24 protein-coding genes are annotated in these 22,708 nt (G+C 57.2%); 10 read left to right on the top strand and 14 right to left on the bottom strand.

The window, feature by feature from the left end:
* Window positions 1-242: 242 nt before the first annotated feature.
* From FIL88_RS13210 to FIL88_RS13185, 6 genes are all read right to left on the bottom strand, one after another.
* The gene (locus FIL88_RS13210) at window positions 243-1,070 is read right to left on the bottom strand and encodes a cell envelope integrity protein TolA (RefSeq protein ID WP_142854347.1); all 828 of its coding nucleotides are present in this window, start codon (window positions 1,068-1,070) and stop codon (window positions 243-245) included.
* 3 nt (window positions 1,071-1,073) lie between these two features.
* Complete coding sequence (locus tag FIL88_RS13205) at window positions 1,074-1,496, bottom strand: biopolymer transporter ExbD (protein ID WP_142854346.1); 423 nt, start codon at window positions 1,494-1,496, stop codon at window positions 1,074-1,076.
* Window positions 1,493-1,876 carry a biopolymer transporter ExbD gene (locus tag FIL88_RS13200; RefSeq protein WP_142854345.1) on the bottom strand — a complete coding sequence of 128 codons (384 nt, stop codon included), beginning with the start codon at window positions 1,874-1,876 and terminating at the stop codon, window positions 1,493-1,495. Before FIL88_RS13200 ends, FIL88_RS13205 begins: the two co-directional genes overlap by 4 nt.
* Entirely contained in the window at window positions 1,866-2,516 is a 651-nt protein-coding gene (locus FIL88_RS13195; RefSeq protein ID WP_142854344.1) for a MotA/TolQ/ExbB proton channel family protein, read from the bottom strand. Before FIL88_RS13195 ends, FIL88_RS13200 begins: the two co-directional genes overlap by 11 nt.
* Entirely contained in the window at window positions 2,516-2,881 is a 366-nt protein-coding gene (locus tag FIL88_RS13190; RefSeq protein WP_185960945.1) for a hypothetical protein, read from the bottom strand. Before FIL88_RS13190 ends, FIL88_RS13195 begins: the two co-directional genes overlap by 1 nt.
* A 108-nt stretch (window positions 2,882-2,989) precedes the next feature.
* The gene (locus FIL88_RS13185) at window positions 2,990-5,128 is read right to left on the bottom strand and encodes a TonB-dependent receptor domain-containing protein (protein WP_142854342.1); all 2,139 of its coding nucleotides are present in this window, start codon (window positions 5,126-5,128) and stop codon (window positions 2,990-2,992) included.
* Window positions 5,129-5,314: 186 nt separating this feature from the next.
* Here FIL88_RS13185 and FIL88_RS13180 point away from each other — a divergent pair, with 186 nt between their 5' ends.
* From FIL88_RS13180 to FIL88_RS13160, 5 genes are all read left to right on the top strand, one after another.
* Window positions 5,315-6,364: a hemin-degrading factor gene (locus FIL88_RS13180; protein ID WP_142854341.1), complete on the top strand. Its 1,050-nt coding sequence runs from the start codon at window positions 5,315-5,317 to the stop codon at window positions 6,362-6,364.
* On the top strand, window positions 6,361-7,272 hold the full coding sequence (locus FIL88_RS13175; protein WP_142854340.1) for a heme/hemin ABC transporter substrate-binding protein: 912 nt from the start codon (window positions 6,361-6,363) through the stop codon (window positions 7,270-7,272). The genes FIL88_RS13180 and FIL88_RS13175 overlap by 4 nt, the downstream gene beginning before the upstream one ends.
* Window positions 7,273-7,274: 2 nt before the next feature.
* Window positions 7,275-8,366, top strand: a complete 1,092-nt coding sequence (locus tag FIL88_RS13170) for a FecCD family ABC transporter permease (protein WP_142854339.1) — start codon at window positions 7,275-7,277, stop codon at window positions 8,364-8,366.
* Between the two features lie 4 nt (window positions 8,367-8,370).
* The gene (locus FIL88_RS13165) at window positions 8,371-9,159 is read left to right on the top strand and encodes a heme ABC transporter ATP-binding protein (RefSeq protein ID WP_142854338.1); all 789 of its coding nucleotides are present in this window, start codon (window positions 8,371-8,373) and stop codon (window positions 9,157-9,159) included.
* 112 nt (window positions 9,160-9,271) lie between these two features.
* Window positions 9,272-10,507 (top strand): urate hydroxylase PuuD, encoded by a 1,236-nt coding sequence (locus FIL88_RS13160; RefSeq protein ID WP_142854337.1) that lies wholly within the window; start codon window positions 9,272-9,274, stop codon window positions 10,505-10,507.
* Between the two features lie 73 nt (window positions 10,508-10,580).
* On the opposite strand, the gene FIL88_RS13155 is transcribed toward FIL88_RS13160, so the two are convergent.
* The 5 genes from FIL88_RS13155 to FIL88_RS13135 all read right to left on the bottom strand — a co-directional run bounded on the left by FIL88_RS13155 (window position 10,581) and on the right by FIL88_RS13135 (window position 15,795).
* Window positions 10,581-11,588, bottom strand: coding sequence for an endonuclease/exonuclease/phosphatase family protein (locus FIL88_RS13155; RefSeq protein ID WP_185960944.1), 1,008 nt, complete (start codon window positions 11,586-11,588; stop codon window positions 10,581-10,583).
* Window positions 11,585-12,634: an ABC transporter ATP-binding protein gene (locus FIL88_RS13150; RefSeq protein ID WP_142854336.1), complete on the bottom strand. Its 1,050-nt coding sequence runs from the start codon at window positions 12,632-12,634 to the stop codon at window positions 11,585-11,587. Before FIL88_RS13150 ends, FIL88_RS13155 begins: the two co-directional genes overlap by 4 nt.
* 13 nt (window positions 12,635-12,647) lie before the next feature.
* Window positions 12,648-13,526 carry an ABC transporter permease subunit gene (locus tag FIL88_RS13145; protein WP_142854335.1) on the bottom strand — a complete coding sequence of 293 codons (879 nt, stop codon included), beginning with the start codon at window positions 13,524-13,526 and terminating at the stop codon, window positions 12,648-12,650.
* Between the two features lie 12 nt (window positions 13,527-13,538).
* A complete protein-coding gene (locus FIL88_RS13140) occupies window positions 13,539-14,420 on the bottom strand; it encodes an ABC transporter permease subunit (RefSeq protein ID WP_142854334.1) in 882 nt (293 codons plus the stop codon).
* Between the two features lie 70 nt (window positions 14,421-14,490).
* Window positions 14,491-15,795: an extracellular solute-binding protein gene (locus FIL88_RS13135; RefSeq protein WP_142854333.1), complete on the bottom strand. Its 1,305-nt coding sequence runs from the start codon at window positions 15,793-15,795 to the stop codon at window positions 14,491-14,493.
* A 199-nt stretch (window positions 15,796-15,994) separates the two neighbouring features.
* On the opposite strand from FIL88_RS13135, the gene FIL88_RS13130 reads away from it, so the two are divergent.
* A complete protein-coding gene (locus FIL88_RS13130; protein WP_142854332.1) occupies window positions 15,995-17,005 on the top strand; it encodes a LacI family DNA-binding transcriptional regulator in 1,011 nt (336 codons plus the stop codon).
* Between the two features lie 4 nt (window positions 17,006-17,009).
* On the opposite strand, the gene FIL88_RS13125 is transcribed toward FIL88_RS13130, so the two are convergent.
* Window positions 17,010-17,714 (bottom strand): winged helix-turn-helix domain-containing protein, encoded by a 705-nt coding sequence (locus FIL88_RS13125; protein WP_142854331.1) that lies wholly within the window; start codon window positions 17,712-17,714, stop codon window positions 17,010-17,012.
* Complete coding sequence (locus FIL88_RS13120) at window positions 17,686-17,973, bottom strand: hypothetical protein (RefSeq protein ID WP_322788900.1); 288 nt, start codon at window positions 17,971-17,973, stop codon at window positions 17,686-17,688. Before FIL88_RS13120 ends, FIL88_RS13125 begins: the two co-directional genes overlap by 29 nt.
* 165 nt (window positions 17,974-18,138) lie before the next feature.
* On the opposite strand from FIL88_RS13120, the gene FIL88_RS13115 reads away from it, so the two are divergent.
* The 4 genes from FIL88_RS13115 (at window position 18,139) to FIL88_RS13100 (ending at window position 21,425) form a co-directional block, all read left to right on the top strand.
* Window positions 18,139-18,639 (top strand): hypothetical protein, encoded by a 501-nt coding sequence (locus tag FIL88_RS13115; protein WP_142854330.1) that lies wholly within the window; start codon window positions 18,139-18,141, stop codon window positions 18,637-18,639.
* Between the two features lie 159 nt (window positions 18,640-18,798).
* Window positions 18,799-19,422, top strand: coding sequence for a ribonuclease HII (locus tag FIL88_RS13110; protein ID WP_142854329.1), 624 nt, complete (start codon window positions 18,799-18,801; stop codon window positions 19,420-19,422).
* A 127-nt stretch (window positions 19,423-19,549) separates the two neighbouring features.
* Complete coding sequence (locus tag FIL88_RS13105) at window positions 19,550-20,650, top strand: site-specific DNA-methyltransferase (RefSeq protein WP_142854328.1); 1,101 nt, start codon at window positions 19,550-19,552, stop codon at window positions 20,648-20,650.
* A 151-nt stretch (window positions 20,651-20,801) separates the two neighbouring features.
* A complete protein-coding gene (locus tag FIL88_RS13100; protein ID WP_142854327.1) occupies window positions 20,802-21,425 on the top strand; it encodes a glutathione S-transferase in 624 nt (207 codons plus the stop codon).
* A 102-nt stretch (window positions 21,426-21,527) separates the two neighbouring features.
* Here the strand turns inward: FIL88_RS13100 and FIL88_RS13095 are convergent, their stop codons facing one another.
* The gene (locus tag FIL88_RS13095) at window positions 21,528-22,667 is read right to left on the bottom strand and encodes an alkane 1-monooxygenase (RefSeq protein WP_142854326.1); all 1,140 of its coding nucleotides are present in this window, start codon (window positions 22,665-22,667) and stop codon (window positions 21,528-21,530) included.
* Window positions 22,668-22,708: the final 41 nt, after the last annotated feature.

The raw sequence follows: 22,708 nt of genomic DNA, 5'->3' as shown, positions 1-22,708 counted from the left end.
AGAAAAAAGAAAAAAGCCCCAGCGATATCCAACAAACCCGCGCCCGCATTGTCCATATCCCACTGAGGGATAGCTCAGAAAATGCAGTTAGTGCGGCCAACTCGGGTTTGATCTCGTTTCTTACCTGCCCATCTCTTCAGGCGGCAATGCCGCACATAACGTGCCGCTAGGCCTGGGCACGATACCAAGTTGGCCGTGTTCCCCTGATGCAATTGAGAACGCTCGCAGCAACGTCAATGCCCCTATTCTCTGATGTATTCGAAGCTGAACTGACGCTGTGCCCCTTTAGGTGGCGCAGGAAAGGGCGCGGCACGATGCACATGTTTGAGCGCCGCACCATCCAATTTGGCATTTCCAGACGACCGCCGCAGCCAGACCTTGGCGACAGCACCAGAAGCTGCGATCGAGAATCCCACAACCGCCCGGCCACGTTCGCGTCCGCGTTTACGCACCCGTTGAAGCTTGCGCATGACCTTCCCAGGATAGTTCGAGGCCGCAGCATTGCCGGCCTGACCGCTATGCCCTTCCTTGCGGCTAGCCTGCACATTTGGCGCGCTGGCCTTTCCATCCTCTTGACCAGTTCGCGTTTCGGAATTACCGCCCTTTCGCGCAGCACTAGCGGCGGGTTTCGGCGGTTGTTGTGTTTTTTCCTGCTCCCGACGTGGTTTCGGTCGCTCTTTCGGAGTGGGTTTCACAACCGGTTTTTCCGCTGGCCTTGCCACCGGCGCCGGCGCGACAGCAACTGGGGATTTTGCCGTCTGCACGGGTGCTACTTTGCTTGGATCGACCGCCTCGGTCGGTATCGGGACCGTTGCACGCACAGGCGTGGTTGTCTGCACAGGCGTTGCGGTTTGAACCGGTTCAGTTGTTGGCATTACATCCGGCTTGGTCGTGACCGGAGACATCGTTCCCTGCGTCATATCGGCGAAACTGTTTCCCAATCGCGCGACAGAACCGAGCGCACCGCCCTCGATCTCGAGAGGCGCTGGCCCTGCGCGCAGACCAAATCCCAACCCATGCACACCAGCCGAGATCAGCATCGCTAAGATCGCAAAAATATACCTGCGCATTAATCAGCCCTCGTCGTCCAGACCGCGCTGGGTCACAATCCAGATATCACGCGCACCAAGCTTGCGCAGCTCGTTGGCAACACCCAGCAGCGTCACAGCAGGCACGCGACGATCAGGCACCAACCGCAAGCGCTTGCTCTGCGGAACTTCTTCGTCATCTGCCAATTTAGATTGGGGGTGTTCGTCCCAATAGGCTTCCGGCGTTATCGGCACACCTTGATAGGATAGAGCCCCGTCCTGATCGATCACTAAAGCATCAGGTGCTTGCGTGGATGTCAGATCCTTGACTGAAGCAAGTTTGATATCCTGATCCATCGGCGGGCTAAGTTGCCCGGCAATTAGGAAGAACACCAAAAGCAGAAACACCACATTGATCAGGGCTATCGTAGGCTCGGCTTTACGCCTTTCAACGGAGCGACGCCTCATTGCAGCACCACAACTTCAAATTCTGGTACGGCTTGCATTCGCGCCAAGGCGTCAACGAATAGCTGAGCCTGAACCTCTGGTCCAATCGACAGAAATCCGCGGCCCGTCGCGTCACCTTTGGCTAAAATCAAATCCGGCGTCAGCGCCGCAAAATCGATGGGATCCCCGTTCAGCGTCACACCGTTTTTATTCAGCCGTACGAATTGGGTCTTGACCTCTTCGTTTGCCCCGACGCCCCCCTGTCCTGCCTGCGTCAAATTCACCTCGGCAAATCGGGTAAAGGTTGAGCTGAGCATGAAGAACAGCAACAGCAGAAAGATTACATCAATCAGGGACGTCAGTGTCAGACGCCCCCGACGAAACCTTGTTTTACGCGGCATGGTCCAGCTCTTTCGTGCGGCACAGAACCATGTGAATTGCTTTGTCTGCAAACACACGTTCGTCCGAAATACGCGTTTCGAGCCATGTTAAGAACAGCTGTGTCGGCATGGCAACCGCCAGGCCAACGGCCGTCGTCATCAGTGCAACCCAGATGCCGCCTGCCAGAATGCTGGGGTCCACGGCGGATCCTGCATTCTGCAGCTTTTGGAATGCTTCAATCATGCCCAGAACCGTGCCGAACAGGCCCAGCAACGGGGCGACTTGCGCAATCGTGTCCAGCAGGCGGAAGCCCTTTTCCAGTCGGGTCAGGCTTTCTTCCGAGCGGGACACCAATCGCTGCGCCAGCGCGGAGTTGTCGCCAGCCGCGGCCTGTTCCATGGCTTCCAACACGTAGGACTTCAAGTGATTGCGGCTGACGCCTGCGTCGGAAAACGCCTGTTTGTCATTGCCAAGATCCCAGGCCCGCAATGCGGTCTCCAGCGACTTACGCCGTCCGACCCCTTGGGCGCGATATTGAGCCACTTTGTAAATTACGGTCGCCAGTGACAGAACCGACATGGCCAGAAGAACGGCAACCACCGGGCCCCCAAGCTCAATGAACTCAGATAGATGCGCCTGAATGCTCGACAAAAGCTCCATTAGCCCTGTACCTCTACTTCAATACGACTGGTTAGCTTCAGGGCGCTTTGGCAAGCCTCGGCGCTGCTGCCCTCGCAAGTATCAATTCCGTTGATCAGGATCTGCCCAACCCCATCACAGCTTTGCCCTGCCATGTCGAACTGCCGCACTCGTGGCTTGGCAATTGGCAAATCCTGAAAGTCGAACAAAGACAGCGTGATAACCGCGCCATCCTTGCCAAACAGTACCGTCTCAAGCACGACCTGCCCCAGATCGGCGCCGGTAGTGTTCACCGCCATGAACGTCAAACGACAGCCAGACGACATCGTTTCAGTGCTGTTCAGCTCGATGGAGAGTTCGCCCCCTTCGGGGGAGGTTGCCGGCACAGGGGTTTGCCCCAATGCCGGCCCCACCACAGCACTCCACAATAAAATTGTAGAGACCAACGGACTCTTGAAACCGGTCGAAATGCAATGGCGGATCATGTTACCCTCTTAGAAAGTTTTGCTGATGCTTAGGCTGATCTGACGACCAGTCTTTTTGGTGCCGCTCGACATAAGGTGCGTGTTGTAGTCGAGGTCGAAGATGTTGTGCACACCAAGGCGCAGCTCTGCCCCTTCAAGCGCACCCTGATCGGGTTTCCAGCTTGCGAAAAGATCATGAGTGGTGTGGGCAGGTGAAGTTGCTGGCACATAGCCGCGTCGCGTACGGTCGAAATGCTGATAGTTCACGATATTTGAGTGCGAAACGCGCCAGCTCAGTTTGACCGTATCCACAGGGCGGTAGCCCAAAGTCAAAGACAGATTTTCTGCTGGCAGGACATTCGCGAGGTCAGCGTTAGCGGCATCCGGCGCAATCGACAGGTTTCGGCCATTCAGCTTCGAATACGCCAGCGATCCGAAGACCTTTTCGCTGTCATAGGCGGCTTCGACTTCGAGCCCCTCAATACGCGTTGCCCCAAGGTTGATTTTTCCTGGCTCCGATCCACCTGGTACAGCTCTTGGATTGGTAACGATCTGCCCATCCATGTTGTTCCGGAACGCAACAGTTTTGAATGACAATTGGTCGCCAGACTGGAAAACATCGCTGTTCTGATAGGAAAACCCAATTTCGAAATTACGCGAAGTTTCATTACCCAGACCAAACGAGGGCGGGCGCGGCGAGAACGATCCTTGGTCATAGATTTCGTCCACGGTGGGAAGGCGTTCGGTGTACGATGCGGATCCAAACACAGCCCAGCTCTCGTTCAACTTGTAGTGCGCAGCCAGCGTGGCCGCCGTACCCGTCTTGCTCGTATTCTGCAGCGTCGCAGTGGCAGGCGTGCCTGTGGTCGGCACAGTTTCCTGTTTGTCGATGCGGCCACCTGCAATCACTGTCAGACGGTCATCCCAGATGAACTCGTTCTGCGCATAAAGGCTGAGCGTCTTAGTAGCAGCCTGCGGATGGTATAAAAACTCGTCCCCTGGCATGACGGGTGGGCCACCAAATGGCGATGCCCAAGGTTCAGATATTTCAGCCTGACGATATTGGTTAGAATAGCTGATCCCAGCAGTCAGGAAGTTCTCGTAACTTGCACCACTCCATTCTGCCTCGTTTTCGACCTTCAAGGTCCACGATTCATAGGCATAATTCGCAGGCGCGATGAAAGTACCCTTTGCGTCGCTCTCTTTAACCGTAGTATCACTATAGGAAAGCTGAACCGACAGATCGATCAGATCGCTCGCGGCAGAATCGTATCCGTACTTCAGATAGGCTGTTGTGTCGTGAATCTTCCGATCTACAGTTCCCCAACTCAATGTAGAGTCCGTTTCGTTGTAAGGGGCGTCATCACGTACCGTGCGCGCAGAAAGATATGATGCCTCGATCGAGTGTTCGCGGGCATCACCGAAATAATAGGTCCCTTTTGCAACAAGCGATCCTAGCGACCCATTCGTTCCGGGGATATCAACACCCCCACCGTCTTTCGCATTCTCACCGCCCTTGCGGTTATATCCGATCATAAAGTCCAGATCTTCGGACGGTCGGAAGGCCATAACCGATGTCGATGACCACAAGCCGCTATTTGTTTTGTATTCCAGCTTCTGGAAGAACGCGAAGGGGTCGCCGTCTTCCTTTATGAAATCTGCAGCGTCCTTGGTTTCCGAGGCAATCACACCACCGATCGCACCTGCACCATGAAGCGTCGAACTGGACGGTCCGCGCAGAACCTCTACGCGTTTAAAGAACACGGGGTCGGTGAACATCGACCCCATGCGGTACTTCTCGAAGTACTTTTTGACGCCATCAATGGTCATGACGATTTTTGGCTCGTCGGCCGAGCTACCTGCGCCAATACCGCGGATGTTCAGGCTTTCGCCAAAGAAACTTTCCGATCCTACGGTGGTTACACCGGGTACGTTCTCGACAATATCGCCGATTGTGTCAGGGGCTTCCTGTTCGATCTCTTCTTCATCAATAACCGTGACGGCCTGAGGGGCGTCAATGGCGACCTTCTCGGCCCCGATGCCTAAAATGATCTGACCAAGATGGGTCAGAAATCCAGCGCTTTCTTCTTCCTGCGCGTAAGTTGGCGTTGCCAAAACGGCGGCCAATGCGACCGTCCCAAGTAGGACGGTATTACGTGAAATTCTCATCACAAGCTTTCCTTCGATTGTGCCAAAAAACCGAGTCGCTGGCCGAAAGCTTGCGTCGAATTAACCCTTCTAAAGGGCCAACTATTTAACTTGACTAATTTTGTCAACTACAACAAAACGAGCAAAACTCCCGATGCTCCAGCCAAGGCACCGCCCCAGCAAGACGCGCAGATCCAAAGGACGCTCATGCTGGACACTCAGAAGCCCACCGCCGCAACCATCCGCGAAAAACGTGCGGAAAACCCTAAGATGCGGGATCGCGACTTTGCCGATTCCCTTGGTATTTCAGAAGCTGATCTGGTGGCCGCCCATGTCGGTCATGGCGTTACCGTGATCGACGCACATCCCGACAACATCATGCCCCAAGCCGAGAAGCTGGGCGAGGTGATGGCCCTGACCCGCAACCCCTCGTGCGTGATTGAACGGGTCGGCACTTACAATAACTATCACACCGGCAAACATGCTGCGATGATCCTTGATGCCGAAATTGATCTGCGGATCTTCCCAAAGTTCTGGGAACACGCCTTCGCCGTCGAAAAGGAAACTGATGCGGGCGTACGGCGGTCGATCCAGATCTTCAACGGCGTTGGCGACGCGGTGCATAAGATCCATCTGCGTGACACGTCAGACCAAGGTGCATGGGATGGGGTCGTCGAGGCGCTGCGTCTCGATACGCAAAGCGACACTCTGGACCTGCGCGAGAAGGGCGAACCTGAAGCGCCGCATGCAGATCCAGCCAAGGCCGATCAACTGCGTGCCGAATGGGATCAGATGACGGATACGCATCAGTTTCAGAAAGTACTGTCCAAGCTGAAAATGAACCGTCTGGGCTCTTACCGGATCGCGGGCGAACCCTATGTGCGCCGTCTGGCCTCCGGAACGGTTGAGCAGGCGTTCGAAAAGATCGCCGAGACCGGCATTGGCGTCATGATCTTCGTTGGTAACCGGGGCTGTATTCAGATCCATGGCGGCCCCTGCGAGAACCTGAAAACGATGGGTCCGTGGTTCAACGTCTTGGATCCACGCTTTGACATGCATCTGCGCTCGGACCACATCGCCGAGATCTATGCCGTCCGCAAGTTCGCCCATGGTGGTGAAGCCCTTTCGCTGGAAGCTTTCGACGCCGAGGGCCGCATCATCCTGCAAATCTTCCCCTATCGGCGAGCTTCTGAGGAAAACGCTGTTGTCTGGAAAGACATCCTGTCGGCCCTGCCCAGCAAAGGAACCGTATCATGACCTATCTTTTCCGCCCTTTGCGTCTGGGAAAATTTCTGCACAGCAGCACGCAGATCTGCCTTCTTGCCACCCTGATCTGCGTCGCCTTGCCGGTCCACGCGCAAGAACGGTACCCTGACGCAAACCGCGTCGTGTCCGTTGGCAGCGCCGTGACAGAAATCGTCTATGCGCTTGGTGAAGAAGATCGCTTGGTGGCCCGCGACACGACATCCAGCTTCCCCGCCGCCGCGAAAGAGCTGCCCGATGTCGGCTATATGCGCAGACTGTCCCCCGAGGGCATCCTGTCGGTCAATCCCGACCTGATCCTGACCGAACCCGGCTCGGGACCGGCCGAGACTATCGAGCTGTTGGGCGAGGCGCAAATCCCCTTCGTTCCGGTTCCCGGAGGCTATGACGCCGAGGGCATCCTGACCCGCGTGACCACCGTGGCGCAGGCCCTTGGTGTCGAGGAGAAGGGTGCCGCGCTCGTTGCCCAGCTTGAGGCAGAACTGGAGCAAGCCATTCAGGCGGCGTCCAACGCGGATTACAAACCGCGCGTGCTGTTTGTCCTGTCAATGCCCGGCGGTCGCTTGAATGTCGCGGGCCTGAACACCCGCGCGGACGGCATTATCAAGATGGCTGGTGCCGTAAATGCCGTACAGGAATTCACTGAATACCGCACTCTGACCGATGAGGCGATTGTCACCTCGGCCCCGGACGTCGTGCTGATGATGTCCCACAGTGCCAATCACGGCGCCACATCCGAAGACCTGTGGGCACACCCGGCCCTCAGCTTGACACCCGCAGGCAAGAACAAAGCCCTCATCGCCATGAGCGGGTCATATCTGCTGGGCTTCGGTCCGCGCACTGCGAATGCGGTCGCCGACCTGCGCAAAAACCTCGATGACCTGCAAGCTGGCGAGAGCTGATCATGGCCGTCGCCGACATCCAGATTGACGGTGGGAAGCCCGCGGCAAGCGTGGGCTACATCGACCGCAACCAGCGTGCGCAGCGCATGATCTGGGCGCAGATTGGACTTCTGGCTCTGATGTGCGTTGTCAGCCTGACCTATGGCGCGACCGGCGTTTCACCCTTCCGGGTGCTTGCGCAAATCAGCCTGGGTCATGAGGTCTCGATCAGCGACCGGGTGGTCTTGCTGGATATTCGCCTACCCCGGATGGTTCTGGGGATACTGGTCGGCGCGTCTCTGGCCGTATCGGGCGCGCTAATGCAGGGGCTGTTTCGCAACCCGCTTGCTGATCCCGGCCTTGTCGGAGTCAGCGCTGGTGCAGGCCTTGGGGCAATTTCCGGCATCGTTCTGGGTGGGATGTTGCCCGTCGCTCTGGCAGGCCTTCTGGGATACTACCTTGTACCCGTCGCGGCATTTCTCGGCGGTTGGGCCTCGACCCTGCTGTTGTATCGCGTGGCGACCCGAAAGGGCCGGACCTCGGTCGCAACAATGCTTCTGGCTGGGATCGCATTGGGGGCGCTGGCGGGCGCTGTCTCGGGTATCTTGGTATACAAAGCCAATGACCAGCAACTGCGCGATCTGACCTTCTGGGGCATGGGATCCTTGGCCGGTGCAACATGGTCAAAAGTCCTGACAGCAACACCCATTATCTGCGCGGCACTGGCCGTAGCGCCCTTTCTGGCGCGTGGCCTGAACGGGCTGGCCTTGGGCGAAGCCGCCGCCGGGCATCTTGGCGTTAATATTCAACGTGTGAAATCGGTGGCGATCCTGTCAGTTGCCGCTGCAACGGGTGCCGCGGTTGTTGTTTCGGGCGGGATTGGGTTCATCGGCATCGTCGTGCCGCATCTGCTGCGCCTGTCGATCGGGCCAGACCACCGCTATCTGCTGCCAAACGCCGCCCTTCTTGGTGCTTCACTTCTGCTGGGCGCTGACGTGATCAGCCGCAACATCATCGCCCCGGCCGAGCTGCCCATCGGGATCGTAACCGCAGTTCTGGGTGCGCCCGTATTCCTGTGGATCTTGCTACGCGCGCGCGGCGTTCTGGACATGTGACCCTATGATTGACGCACTTAACATCACGGTCCAACTGGGTCGGAAAGAGATCCTGCACAATGTCGACTTCGCGGCCTACCCCGGCCAGTTGACTGCCATTGTCGGTCCAAACGGCTCGGGCAAAACCACGCTTCTGCGGGCGCTGACCGGGGATGTCGATCACGGCGGCACAATTCAGATGAACGGCGCCGATGTAACCGATTTGCCGGTGTGGAAACTGGCCGCTTTGCGTGGCGTGCTTCCGCAAGCCACCCCGCTGGCCTTCCCCTTCACGGTCATCGAGGTTGTCCGTCTTGGCCTGATGTCCGGCACCTCGGCCCAAGATGACAGGCTGCCTGAACGCGCATTGGCCCGCGTTGGTCTGGCGGGCTATGAAGGGCGGTATTATCAGGAACTGTCAGGCGGCGAGCAACAGCGCGCCCAACTAGCCCGCGTGTTGTGTCAGGTCTGGGAGCCGATGCTGGACGGTGCCCCCCGCTGGCTCTATCTGGACGAACCGGTTGCCGCGTTAGATATTGCTCATCAAATCCAAGTGATGGACATCGCCCGCGACTTCGCCCAAGCAGGCGGCGGCGTGATCGCAGTAATGCATGATCTGAACCTGACCGGCCTATATGCCGACCGCGTGATCATCATGAAAAACGGTCGAGTTCTTGCCGCCGGGGACACCCGCGACGTGCTGAACAGCAGCACCCTGTCGCAAGCCTATGATTGTCGGATCGATCTGGATTTCCGCCCCGCACCTGACATTGCGATCCTGCACCCCGCAGGTGTCAGCCTAGCACCATTATAATGAACGCCCCACGCGCCTGACCCGTGTTTTCGCGCATTTGCACCGTCGGTGATACGGCTGGACAAACACCCCCAAGCCGGGCAGTTTTGACCGACGCTGACGGAGGGCGAACATGTACGATATGGCGGTATTGTGGGACTGGATCGCGTTTTGTGTGCGCTGGCTTCATGTTGTGACGGCGATGGCGTGGATCGGAGCGTCTTTCTATTTCATCGCGCTGGATTTGATGCTGAAGCCCAACCCCGCCTTGCCCGAGGGTGCCCACGGGGAAGAGTGGGAGGTCCACGGAGGCGGGTTTTATCACACGGTCAAATATATGGTCGCTCCGTCAGAAATGCCCGAGCATCTGACCTGGCATAAATGGCAAAGCTACTCGACATGGCTGTCGGGGGCTGCGCTGTTGATGATCGTCTATTGGGTCGGGGGCGAGCTGTTCTTGCTGGACCCGACCAAGGCCGATCTGGCGCTGTGGCAGGGGATCGTGATCTCGGGCGGGTCGCTGACCATTGGCTGGCTGCTCTATGACCAGATGTGCAAATCCAAGCTCAGCGAAAATCCGACGCTTTTGATGCTGCTTCTGTTTGTGATCCTTGTGGCGATGTCCTGGGGTTATAACCAGATTTTCACGGGCCGCGCAGCGCTGCTGCATCTGGGGGCCTTCACCGCGACGATCATGACCGCCAATGTGTTCTTCCAGATCATGCCCAACCAGCGCATTGTTGTAGACGACCTGAAGAACGGCCGCACGCCGGATGCCAAATACGGCAAGATCGCCAAGGTGCGTTCGACCCATAATAACTATCTGACGCTGCCAGTCGTGTTCCTGATGCTGTCGAACCACTATCCGCTGGCCTTCGCGACCCAGTACGCGTGGATCATCGCCAGCCTGATTTTCCTGACCGGCGTCACCATCCGCCACTATTTCAACACCATGCACCGCACCGGCAAAGGGCCGAACTGGACATGGGCGGTGACGGCGATCCTGATGATTATCATCGCGTGGCTGTCAACCGTGCCCGGCATGGATACCTATGACGAAGCCGAGGCCCGCCCGCTGACCCCGTACGAACAGAAATACGCATCCTCGGAACACTTCGAAGATGCGTATTACGCTGTGGTCGGAAATTGCTCGATGTGCCACGCCCGCGAACCGTCATGGGAAGGCATGCATTGGCCGCCTAAAGGCGTTGTGCTGGAAACCCAATCAGACGTCGCCCGCCACGCAGACCAGATCTATCTGCAAGCCGGGCGGACACACGCCATGCCCCCGCCCAATGCAATTCAGATGGACCCCGAAGTCCGTCAGCAGATCGTTGCGTGGGTGCAGGATGTCCGCAGCGACATTTAATCCCCTTATCGCCTCGCTAGTTCACAAGAGCAAAGCTAAGGTTCGCTCGGCACAGACGTTTCTGTTATCGCGGCTACGCTTTCATCTGCAATCGCGTCCACACGCAATCATGGTCTGACAAGGGTTTCTCGTCCTTGCTGAGCGATGACAGGACGCCCGTTGCAAGTGGCGAAATACCGTGCCCGGCCAGCCAATCCAGCTTCATAACCCGGTCTGGGTGCGGCGTGATCAGGCTGGGGCGCGTTGTTGGTCCTTCGGCTGTGAAATCCCACGAATAGTCTCTATCCCTGCCCAAATCGAACAAAGTTTCGTCTTTCCAGTCGAAATTCGGAGGCAGGTGATTGCCCGTATTCAGATCCCCGCCGATCAATACTGGCATGCCCGGTGCGAAGGCGTCGATTTGATCCAGAAGGCGTTCGAACTGCGCATGGCGATGCGGCGCGCTCGCATTGCTTTCCAGATGGGTGGACACAACGCAAAGCGGACCCGCGTCGGTGGGGACGACAGCCGCCAAGGCCATCCGCCCGCCAACGCGCGGCTGGTCGGGATCTGCAGCACCACTGTCCGCCGCGAACCAATGCCCGTGATCGTCCAGCCGGATCATGCAGACACGTTCAAACGGAACTGCCGACAGGATGGCATTGCCATGCCAGCCCAGCGCGTTGAAGTCATCGGTGCAAAAGTGCCGCTCGGTCGGGCCGCCAAGGTCCAGTTCATGGAACTCGACCCCGAAAGCATAGGTCATGCCCAGTGCGGTCGCCATTTCTTCTGTCGTGTGCCGTTGCGCAGTGCGGGCCATGCCGTGGTCGACCTCGGACAACAGCACGACCTGCGGGGAAATGTCGGAAAGGTGTTCAGCGGTTTCCTGCGGGAACAGGCACCGTTCGACGTTCCATGCAGCAACCGAGAACGACGCGGGAAGCACCGCGGACGAGGCCACACCGCCAACCTGCACCGCATTCATGGCTGGCAGGGTAGACAAGAGGTCGCGATGCGCCTCGGCTGTGCGTGGGGCCGCAAAGATTTGCGCCCGCACATCCGAAGGAACGGCGGGCAGCGTGCCTACTGTCTTGGTGATCATAGCGTTTTGCCGCTTTCGGCGTCGAACAGGGACAGGGTGGATGGGTTCAGCGTCAAACGGGTCTGACCCGGCTGAATGTCGACCTCTTTCGAGACATGAACTGTGAAGGGCTGGCCTGCCATCTCGCCGTGCAGCAACCGATGCGCGCCCAGTTCCTCGACGATCGAGATCTCGAACGGGACGGCACCCGAATGATCCAGAACCGCGTCCTCGGGCCGCACGCCAAGCGTGATCTCGCCACTGTCCCACCCGGCAGGCACGGCCATCAGCTCGGTCCCGCCATTGATCTTGACCTGCCCGTCTTCGATCTGCGCGCGGATCAGGTTCATCGGAGGGGCGCCCATGAAGGACGCAACGAAGGTCGAGGCGGGGTTGTGATATATCTCGGACGGGGTGCCGATCTGTTCGATTTTCCCTTCATTCAGCACGATGATGCGGTCGGCCATGGTCATGGCTTCAACCTGATCATGCGTCACATAGACCGAGGTCACGCCCAGACGCCGCTGTAGGGCTTTGATCTCGATCCGCATCTGGTTGCGCAGCTTGGCGTCCAGGTTCGACAGGGGTTCGTCAAACAGGAAAAGCTTCGGGTCGCGCACAACAGCACGGCCCATCGCGACGCGCTGACGCTGACCGCCAGACAATTGGCTGGGCTTGCGATCCAGATACTCGGTCAGGTTCAGCATCTTGGCCGCTTCCTGTACCTTCGCTTCGATCTCGGCCGCCGGAACCTTTCGGTTTTTCAGCCCGTAGCCGATATTCTTGCGCACGGTCATATGCGGATAAAGCGCATAGTTCTGGAACACCATCGCGATGTCACGATCCGCCGGATCCACGTCATTCACAGCGTGGCCACCGATGGACAGCGTGCCCTCGGTGATATCTTCCAACCCCGCAATCATGCGCAATAGGGTCGATTTCCCGCAGCCAGACGGTCCGACAAGCACGACGAACTCGCCGTCTTCGATTTGAAAACTGGTGGGCACAACAGCCTGATAGCCATTGGGATAGACCTTGCGCACCGCATCAAGTTTGACCTGAGCCATATTGTTGTTTTCCTTACTTGTCGGATTCCGTGAGGCCCTTAACGAACCAGTTTTGGAAGAAAATGACGATCAGAACCGGGGGCAGGATGGCGATCAGCGCCAGCAGGTTTGCCCGGCCATATTCGGGGATATTGGTGCCCTCCAGATCCTGCGTGATCTGCTTGATCCCGCGCACCAGCGTGTACATGTCCTCGTCCGTGGTGATCATGGTGGGCCACAGGTACTGGTTCCAGCCGAAGACGAACATGATGATGAACATCGCGGCGATCATGGTCTTGGACAGCGGCACTAGAATATCGATGAAGAACTTCACCGGGCCGGCGCCATCAATGCGCGCGGCTTCCACCAGTTCTTCCGGGATCGAGCGGAAGTACTGCCGGAAAAAGAACGTCGCTGTGGCCGAGGCAATCAGCGGAATGATCAACCCGTTGAAGCTGTTCAGCATGCCCATTTTCTGCACCACTTCGTAGGACGGCAGGATACGGACCTCAAGCGGCAGAAGAAGCGTGGTGAAGATCAGCCAGAAGGCAAGCGTGGCAAAGCGCAGGCGGAAATAGACCAGCGCATAAGCAGCCATCATGCCCAGAACGATTTTGCCGACGGCAAAGCCGATGCCCAACACAAACGAGTTATACAGCATTCGGGTGCCTGTATTCAGACCGGAAAAGCCCGACGCCTTGTACATGGCTTTGTCGAAATTCGGCCCTAACTCGCCCCCAAGCTTCAATTGGGGGCCGTTTTTGATGACTTCTACATCCGGCATCGTGGTCATTTGAAACACCACAAGCAGAGGCAGCAGCATGAACAGCGACCCGAAGATCAGGATCGCATGGTCCAGAAGGACGCTCCAACGGATGCGACGGCGAGGCGGGGCTTGGGTAATGTCAGTCATATCTGCGTCCCCTTACGTATAATGAATACGGCGTTCGACCAGTCGGAACTGGAAGATTGTCAAGGCCAGCACCAGCACCATCAGCACCACCGATTGCGCCGAGCTACCGCCAAGGTCATTACCGCGGAACCCGTCCACATACACCTTGTAGACCAGCGTCATCGGGTTGTTGCCCGGCTCGCCTTTCACCAGCACGTCGATCGTGCCAAAGGTTTCGAACAGCGAATAGGTGATGTTGGTGATCAGAAGGAAGAACCCGGTCGGGGCCAGCAGCGGGAAGGTCACATCCCAGAAGCGCCCTGCGGCCGAGCGGTTGTCGATCATCGCCGCCTCGCGCACCGAGCGCGGGATGGATTGCAGACCAGACAGGAAGAAAATGAAGTTCACCGGTACTTGTTTCCAAACCGACACGATCACCATGGCGGTGGCGGTGTCGCGGAAATTTACACCCAGCGTGAAATCCCAGCCAATGCTTTGCAGGAAGCGTGTCAGCGGACCCCAGCTTTGGTCGAACATGATCAGGCCGATGAAACCTGCAACAGGCGGGGCGATGGCATAGACCCACATAAGAAGCGTGCGATACGTCTTGGCGCCGCGCAAAACATTGTCCGCTTTCACCGCCAGAAGAAGCGCGAAAGCCAGCGAGAAGAACGTGACCAACAGCGTGAACAGCAACGTAAAGCGGGCGATCCGCATATATTCTTTGTTACCGGCCAAGTCGCGGTAGTTGTCTAGGCCCACAAAGGTCGATCCAAACCCAAACGGGTCTTGCAGGAAGAAGGATGAATGCAGCGCGTGTCCTGCGGGCCAATAGAAGAACACGAAGATAATCAGCAGTTGTGGAAGCAACAGCAATATGGGCAACCAGCGCGTGGTAAAACCGGCACGTTTCAAGGGGAACCTCCCATCGGATCGTAAGAGTGGCCGCGACGGATCGCGACCACCTGATAGTCTCTAGTCTTGCTTATTTTTGCGTTTTTGCAAACTTGGCAAGCAGAGCGTTGGCTTCGGTTTCGATGTTCGCGAATGCGTCTTCAACCGAGGTTTCACCCGTCAGGATGCGGCCGTATTCACGGTTCATCACGTCACGGATCTGAACATAGAAGCCCATGCGATAACCTTTGGTGTTGTCACCTGCAGGCAATGACAGCTGCTGGATGCCAACTTCGGCTGCCGGCATACGGTCATAGTGACCGTCCGATTTTGCCAGTTCATAAGCGGCTTCGGTGATCGGAACATAGCCGGTGTCTTTGTGCCAGAAATACTGGGTTTCAGGCGAGGTCAGGAATTCGAAAAACGCAGCGGTTGCTTTGTTTTCTTCGGCCGATTTGCCAGCCATCGCGAACAGCGATGCACCACCAATGAAGGTCTGCTTCGGCTCTTTGGTTACAGCTTCCCAATACGGCAGATAGGTTGCTGAAAATTCAAACGGCAGATCTTTTTTCGACAGGCCGCCGAACGAACCCGACGATCCCAGCCAGATGGCAACTTTGCCTTCTTCAAACGGGGTCTGGTTGTCGCCCCAGCCGGTGCCGAACCATTCGAAGTAACCTTTGTCCTTCCAATCAGCCACAGCAGTGAAGTGGGCTTTGATGGCGTCGTTGTTTACCAGGATCTGGGTGTCGGTGCCGTCATAGCCGTTGTTGTTCGTGGCGAACGGCAGGTCGTGGCGCGACATGAAGTTTTCGGTGAAGATCCAGGGCAGGTGCGACTGCGACAGACCGGTATATCCGGCGTCTTTCAATGCAGGAGCCGTAACGGTCTGGAACTCTTCCCAGGTTTTCGGCGGGGTTACGCCAGCTTTTTCCAGCGCGTTCATGTTGTAATACATGATCGGCGAGGACGAGTTGAACGGCATGCCGATCATTTTGCCATCGCTGTCCGCATAGAAATAGCGCACGCCCGAGATATAGTCGTTGATGTCGAAAGCAACGCCATTGTCGGTCAGCAGATCCTGAACCGGAACGGTCGCGCCTTTTGCACCAATCACGGTGGCCGCGCCGGCGTCAAACACCTGCAGCACGTTGGGCTGTTCACCAGCACGGAATGCCGCGATGCCAGCGGTCAGGGTTTCTTCATATGTGCCTTTGAAAACAGGCGTGATTTTATAGTCGCTCTGGCTTGCGTTGAAATCTTCCGCAATTTTATTAACGGTTTCGCCCAGCGCGCCGCCCATTGCGTGCCACCAGGTGATTTCAGTCTGAGCAAACGCAGTGTTTGCCATCATCGCTACGGCGGCAGCTGCCGCGCTAAGTTTCATCTTAGTCATCTCGGGTCTCCGAATTCTATTCCACCCTGTCAGAACACGTGCACCGATCGCCAACTCTTATTGGGGCTGATCGATTCGCGTCATTTTCAGGTATGCACGGACTGTGCACACGTGTTCACATACTTTATACGTGTAACAGTTCTGTCAAACTTTTCTATCATGTTGACAAAAAGATAGCGGCTGGATCATCAGGGCAGGCATGAGCGATTTCGACGAAAAACCCGAGCAAAAGAAGCGTGTCACAGCGCAAATGGTGGCCGATGCGGCAGGTGTTTCGCGGTCCGCCGTATCGCGTGCATTCACCGACGGCGCGTATCTGGACAGCGAAAAACGGGTGCGAATCAGACAGGTCGCGCTAGAGCTGGGGTATCAACCCAACGCGCTGGCCGCCGGGCTTCAGGGTGGGCGCAGCCATCTGGTGGCGATCTTCGTCGGCAATATGCGCAGCCCGTATGACACTGCCTTTGTCGGCCACCTGGTTGGCCGCCTGAATGCGCTGGGGAAATGGCCGATCCTGATCGATGGCAGCGGCGCACAGGCCAGCACGGCGGTCGAAGATGTGTTGCGCTATCCGTTGGACGCCATGATTCTGCGCGGCGGCAGCATGCCTGAAGATCTGGTGCTGCAATGCGCCAAGATCGGGATCCCCATGATCTCGTCCGGGCGCCCGGTCGACATTGATGGCGTTGACAATGTCTGCTGTCGGAATGCCGACGGCACGCGGTCTATGACCGAGTTTCTGATTGCGCAGGGTCGCAAGAAATTCGCCTATATCTCGGCACCAAGGGCGTATTATTCGTCGACCCAGCGACGCAACGGCGTTGTACAGGCATTGGCGCAGGCCGGGCGAGAGCTGATGGCCGAAGAAGACGGGGATTTCACTGTGGATGGCGGCTTTGATGCTGGAATGCGGCTGTTGTCCAACCACAGGCCCGACGCGTTGATTTGCGCCAATGATGCCACCGCCATCGGTGCACTGACCGCCGCGAAAGAGATGGGCTGGCAGGTGCCAGACCAGATCGCCATCGTTGGCTTTGACGATATCGATATGGCGCGCTGGCCGTCCTTTGATCTGACGACGGTAATGAATCCCATCGACAGATCCGTAGACGCCATTATCGAGCTGCTAAACCGGCGTCTTGAGACACCCGAAAAGTCGAACGAGATGATTCTGGTCAAAACCGAGCTGGTTCTGCGCGGAACGCATTAAAGCGTCAGATCATCCGGATGACGTCTTTATCAATCGACAGCATATAGCCGCGGCGCGTGATGGTTTTCACCAAAAGCTCGCTCATCAATTGATTGCCCAGCGCGTCGCGCAGACGTTTGATGCGGGTCGCGCCTGCGGCCTCGTCGCATTCTGACGGATCACGACCGGAAATCAGCCCCTCAAGCTCGGACCCAGACAAAACATCTTCATCCATTCGCGCCTCGGCCAAGGCCGACAGCGTTTCGATCGCAGCTTCGGTCAGCGAGAATTCCATATTGTTCAGATATACGGTGCGCTCTTCACGACTGATCAGAAGCGAGTTCACTTGAATGCCTGCACGCTCGATCTCGCTCATGCGGCGGTTCAAGCCCAAAATGGTCAACAGGAACAACAGCGCCGCCACCAGCAACGCCGTCGAAAAGACCAACAGAACGAAAATCACCATGCGATAGCTGGTCAACGTGTCGGAAAACGCCGTTCCAGACTGCGCCAGGATCTCAAGCAGTTTGATCTCGGCGCCTGAATTCAGACCGTCATTTTCGACAAAGATTCGTTCGACCCTCATATTAAACGCGTTGGCGTCAGGCAGGGTCAGAAACAAAAAGACCGCAGCCACCAAAAGGATCACGACAATTGCCGCGATCCCGATGACCATCACACGATTCGACCGCTTCAACGCATCAGAAGCGAAGGAAGAATTTTCCGGCACTCTCTTTCCTTTCCTCAAGACCTGTATCGTCGAATATGGATTGGACTTTCAAAAGGGACCAGCCATTTCCAGCAAGACGGTCACTTATCTGCCGATGCGCAGTTTCGTGATCATCGCAAGCGTCGTCCGACAGCTCGATCACACCATAGTGAAGCTTGAGCGGATCATCCCGTTTGGCTTTGTAGTCTGCATAGCATGCGGCCTGCGCCGTCGATGCCATGAGCATAAGGAGGAGAGTGAGTGCGGTATGTTTCATCATGTGTCGACCATGCGGTGCGGGGGCCGGTTATTCAATAACAAACCCCGGTCTGAGGCATTGATAGGCTATAGCAATCGCCCGTTATTGCCTGTCTTTAGGGCTGATCCCCATGTTGGGTTCATGACAAGCGCCTACTTGCGCTGATCCAACAGAAAGGATGATCCCATGATCCGCACCGCAATGCCTCGTACTATTATCAAACTGGCTCTCAGCGCCGCCGTAGCTGCCACGCTGACCCTTTCCCCGGCACAAGCACGCAACGATTCGTCCGGGGATGACAGCGCAGCGATTATCGCCGCCCTTTTGGGTCTGGTCACCTTGGGCGTGATTCTATCTGGTGATGACAAACCGTCTGCTGGCGGCGACCATTTCGTACACACGCCAATGCCGACATTCCCGAAGCCACACCGCCCCAAGCCGCCGAAAGTCAGCAAATTCCATAAGCTGCCAGCACATTGCCTTCGCACTTTCAAAACACAAACTGGCCGACAGAAATTGTTTGCGCGACGTTGCCTGCAAAAAAACTTTGCCTTTGCGCATGAGCTGCCGTCGACCTGCGCCAAATCCGTGGTCATACGCAATCGCAAGGGCGTCTTCGTACAGCGCCATGGCTATCGGCCAAAATGCCTAAGAGCTCGTGGATATCGCGCGGCCCAGAACCACTAAGACATTTTGAACAGCGGCGCCCGGTCCCTTCACCTCCACGCGCCGTTCTCAGCGGGATCGACACCTTCGGTTAAAAGTTGACCCGCTGTCACTTGGCAGAGGCTTCGGCCTCTGTCCTTTTTGCTTGCGGGGTCGGGCAGTTTGGGCCACCTCAATAGAATGACAAAAACCGTTCCTGATTTCAGTTTCGAAACCGCCGCGATAAATCGCGGCTTTCAATATATTGCCGGCGTGGACGAGGTTGGGCGCGGTCCGCTTGCCGGCCCCGTCACAGCCGCCGCCGTCATTCTGAACCCCGATGATATCCCCGAGGGGCTGAATGATTCCAAGAAGCTGTCCGCCAAACGGCGCGAGGCGCTGTGGGATACGATCCACGACAGGGCCTGTGTGTGCATCGCCCATGCCTCGGTCGAAGAAATCGACGAGCTGAACATCCTGCGCGCCAGCCATCTGGCAATGGAGCGTGCTGTCGCCGGGCTGTCGCAACAGGCGGACTATTTGCTGATCGACGGAAACCAGACCCCCCGTGGGTTTACCGGCCCATCCGAAACGATCGTGAAGGGCGACGCGCGTTCCGTGTCGATTTCCGCCGCATCGATCGTGGCAAAGATTGCCCGCGATCGGATCATGGTGGATTTGGCGCAACAGTTCCCCGGCTATGGCTGGGAGACGAACGCAGGATACCCGTCAAAAAGCCACAGATTGGCGCTGCAAAATCTTGGTGTGACCCCACACCATAGACGTTCATTCAAACCGGTCCACAATATCTTGTATCAACAGTAAAATGTAAGTTGCTGATTCAAAAAAGAATTTGACGGGGAATCCTGTTTGCCCGATCCTGACCTCATCAAAACGAGCGTGAAAACACGCCGCTGATAGAGCGCAAAATGCGCCGGTACATGAGGCAGAAATGGTAACCAAAACCAAAGTAAAGGCGGCTGTAGAGCTGCCCCTGAACCAGATCCTTGATGGCGACTGCATCGAGGTGATGAATTCCCTTCCCGAAAACTCGGTTGATATGATCTTCGCGGATCCGCCCTATAATTTGCAGTTGAAAGGCGAACTTCACCGCCCCGACAACTCGAAGGTCGACGCCGTAGATGACGAGTGGGATCAATTCGACAGTTTCAAAGCATATGATCAGTTCACCCGCGCATGGCTGAAGGCCGCGCGTCGTGTTCTGAAGCCCAACGGTGCAATCTGGGTCATCGGATCCTATCACAACGTGTTCCGCATGGGTGCCGAGCTGCAAAATCAGGGCTATTGGATCCTGAACGATGTGGTCTGGCGCAAATCCAACCCAATGCCGAACTTCCGCGGCAAGCGCTTCACCAACGCGCATGAAACGATGATCTGGGCCTCGAAATCCGAAGGCGCGAAATACACGTTTAACTATGAAGCCCTAAAGGCGCTGAACGAAGGTGTTCAGATGCGTTCTGACTGGGTTCTGCCGATCTGCACAGGCCACGAGCGCCTGAAAGACGAAAATGGCGACAAAGCACACCCGACCCAAAAACCCGAGGCCCTGCTGCATCGCGTTCTGGTCGGTGCGACCAACCCCGGCGATGTGATCCTTGATCCGTTCTTTGGCACCGGCACCACAGGTGCGGTTGCAAAAATGCTGGGCCGCGACTTCATCGGCATCGAACGGGAAGAGGCTTACCGCAAGGTTGCTGAAAAGCGCATCTCGAAAGTGCGCAAGTTCGACAAAGAAGCCCTGACCACCACGCCGTCGAAACGCGCTGAACCGCGCGTGCCCTTTGGCCAGTTGGTCGAACGCGGCATGCTGCGTCCGGGCGAGGTTCTGACCAGCCCGCGTGGTAAAACCGCCAAGGTTCGTGCGGATGGCACCTTGATTTCCGGCGATGCCCGTGGCTCGATCCACCAGGTGGGTGCTGCGCTGGAAAGCGCGCCCAGCTGCAATGGCTGGACCTATTGGCACTTCAAGCAGGACGGAAAGAAAGCTCCGATTGACCTGCTGCGCCAGCAGATCCGCGCGGAAATGAACTAGACCAAACTCTCTGCAATTAAAGAATTTGCGGCGCGCGCATCAGACGCGCCCGCATCATCAGGTACCGCCTGTGCCTGTGGCCCGCCGCCACAGCACAACCTGACTGACCCTGCCTACTTGTTAGGCAGGGTTTTTTTTGGTTTCTGGGGGTATGAAACCGATCCTGTATTCCTTCCGCCGCTGCCCCTATGCGATCCGCGCCCGTCTGGCGATTGCCAGCGCCGGCGTCCCCGTTGAACTGCGCGAGATCCTGTTGCGCGACAAACCCGCCGCATTTCTGGATGCCTCGCCCAGCGCGACGGTACCCTGTTTAGTCTCTAATTCAGGAGTTTTGGACGAAAGCTTGGACGTGATGACATGGGCGCTGGGCCAATCTGATCCCGAGGATCTGTTGAACATGCCGGATGCAGGACACGATCTGATTCAAATGTTCGACGGCCCGTTCAAACGCGCGTTGGACCTGACAAAATATGCCGTGCGCCACCCCGACAGCGATCCCGATGTGACACGTGCCGACGCGATGAAGATGCTTGCGACGCTTGAGGATCAGCTGGCTGATGGATGGCTTTTTGGTGCACGCCCCACGCTGGCCGATCTGGCCGCCCTGCCCTTTGTTCGTCAGTTCGCAAATATCGACAAACCCCGCTTTGACACTGAGGCAACGCGCCATGTTTCCGCTTGGCTAGAGACGTTTTTGGCCAGCGACCGCTTGAACTTTGTGATGCGGAAATATGCGGTGTGGGCCGAAGGCGACGCGCCAGTGACCTTTCCTTAGGCAGCGTCCACGTCGCGTAAGACAGACCGACGCAAGCGCCGATCCGAGGGGTGGCGCAGTCGCGCCGCCCCGTGGGGGCGGTACGCGATGCGTCCCGCTGATTTATCGGATCCCCGGAGGTGGCAACGTTCCCGCCTTGTATACGCTCCAATCCGTGATTTCCGGATAGTGCAGCTTGCGCCACGCCCGCACGCGCGGGTTCATTACGCGTCGCCAAATCGGCGGGATCATCGCGGCGACCGTCATCACCGGATAACCGAAGGGCAGTTGCGGGGCCTCGGCATCGGGGTAGGTCTGCAACAGCGGAAAACGCCGGGCTGGCTTATAGTGGTGATCGGAATGACGCTGTAGATTGATCAACAACCAGTTCGAGGCCTTCTGATCCGCGTTCCAGCTGTGATGCGGCTTGACGCGTTCGTATTTCCCATCGCCCAGATGTTTGCGGGTCAGGCCGTAATGCTCGACATAATTCGTAAGTTCCAATTGCCAGATGGCCACCAAGGCTTGGAACGCGAACAGCGCAAGCCCCATCCAGCCGCCGATCCAAACCGCAAGGATGATCGCCAAAAGCTGCAACGTGCCATAGCGCCAGAATGGATTCGCGCGGTCAAAAGCAGAAAGCCCGCGCCGCGCCAGCATGGCTTTTTCGGCCGTCCACGCCGATGAAGGTGCTTCAAACAGCACGCGGAGAAAGAAACGGTGAAAGCCTTCATTATAACGCGCGGTCACCGCATCGCGGGTCGTGCCCACGTAAGGGTGATGAACCAGAAGATGTTCGGTGCGGAAGTGGCTGTATAGCACAGTCGCCAACAGCAGATCCCCTAACCAGCGCTCGAACCGATTGGATTGATGCATCAGCTCGTGACTGTAAACGATCCCGACTGTGCCCGACAGAACCCCGACTCCAAAGAAGGCACCAAACTTTTCCGCAGTCGAAAGATGTTCGGCCCCGCTCACGTACCAAATCATGCCATAGATCATGACGAATTGGATCGGAAACCAAATCATGGTGATCAGGCGATACCAGAACAGGTCTGTGTCCTCGGTCGTCGGGTCCGCGTTCTCGGTATAGCGCCCGATGATCGCGTCCAGAATCGCATAAAGCCACCACGTGCCCAAAGGGGGCAGCAGCAGGAACCAGCCGCCCTGCGTTGCTGCGACAATCACCAAGACCGGCAAAATAAGCGAGATGCCGAACGGGGCCGCATTTCGAAAACGCGAGATTGTGGACGCAGGAAGCATGGGATCGGTCCTTCTATTCCTGCACAGGCTAGCGTTGAATG

Origin of the sequence: Aliiroseovarius halocynthiae (assembly GCF_007004645.1) — a bacterium.
GTDB classification, from domain to species: domain Bacteria; phylum Pseudomonadota; class Alphaproteobacteria; order Rhodobacterales; family Rhodobacteraceae; genus Aliiroseovarius; species Aliiroseovarius halocynthiae.
This window is presented reverse-complemented; position numbering and strand designations above follow the sequence as displayed.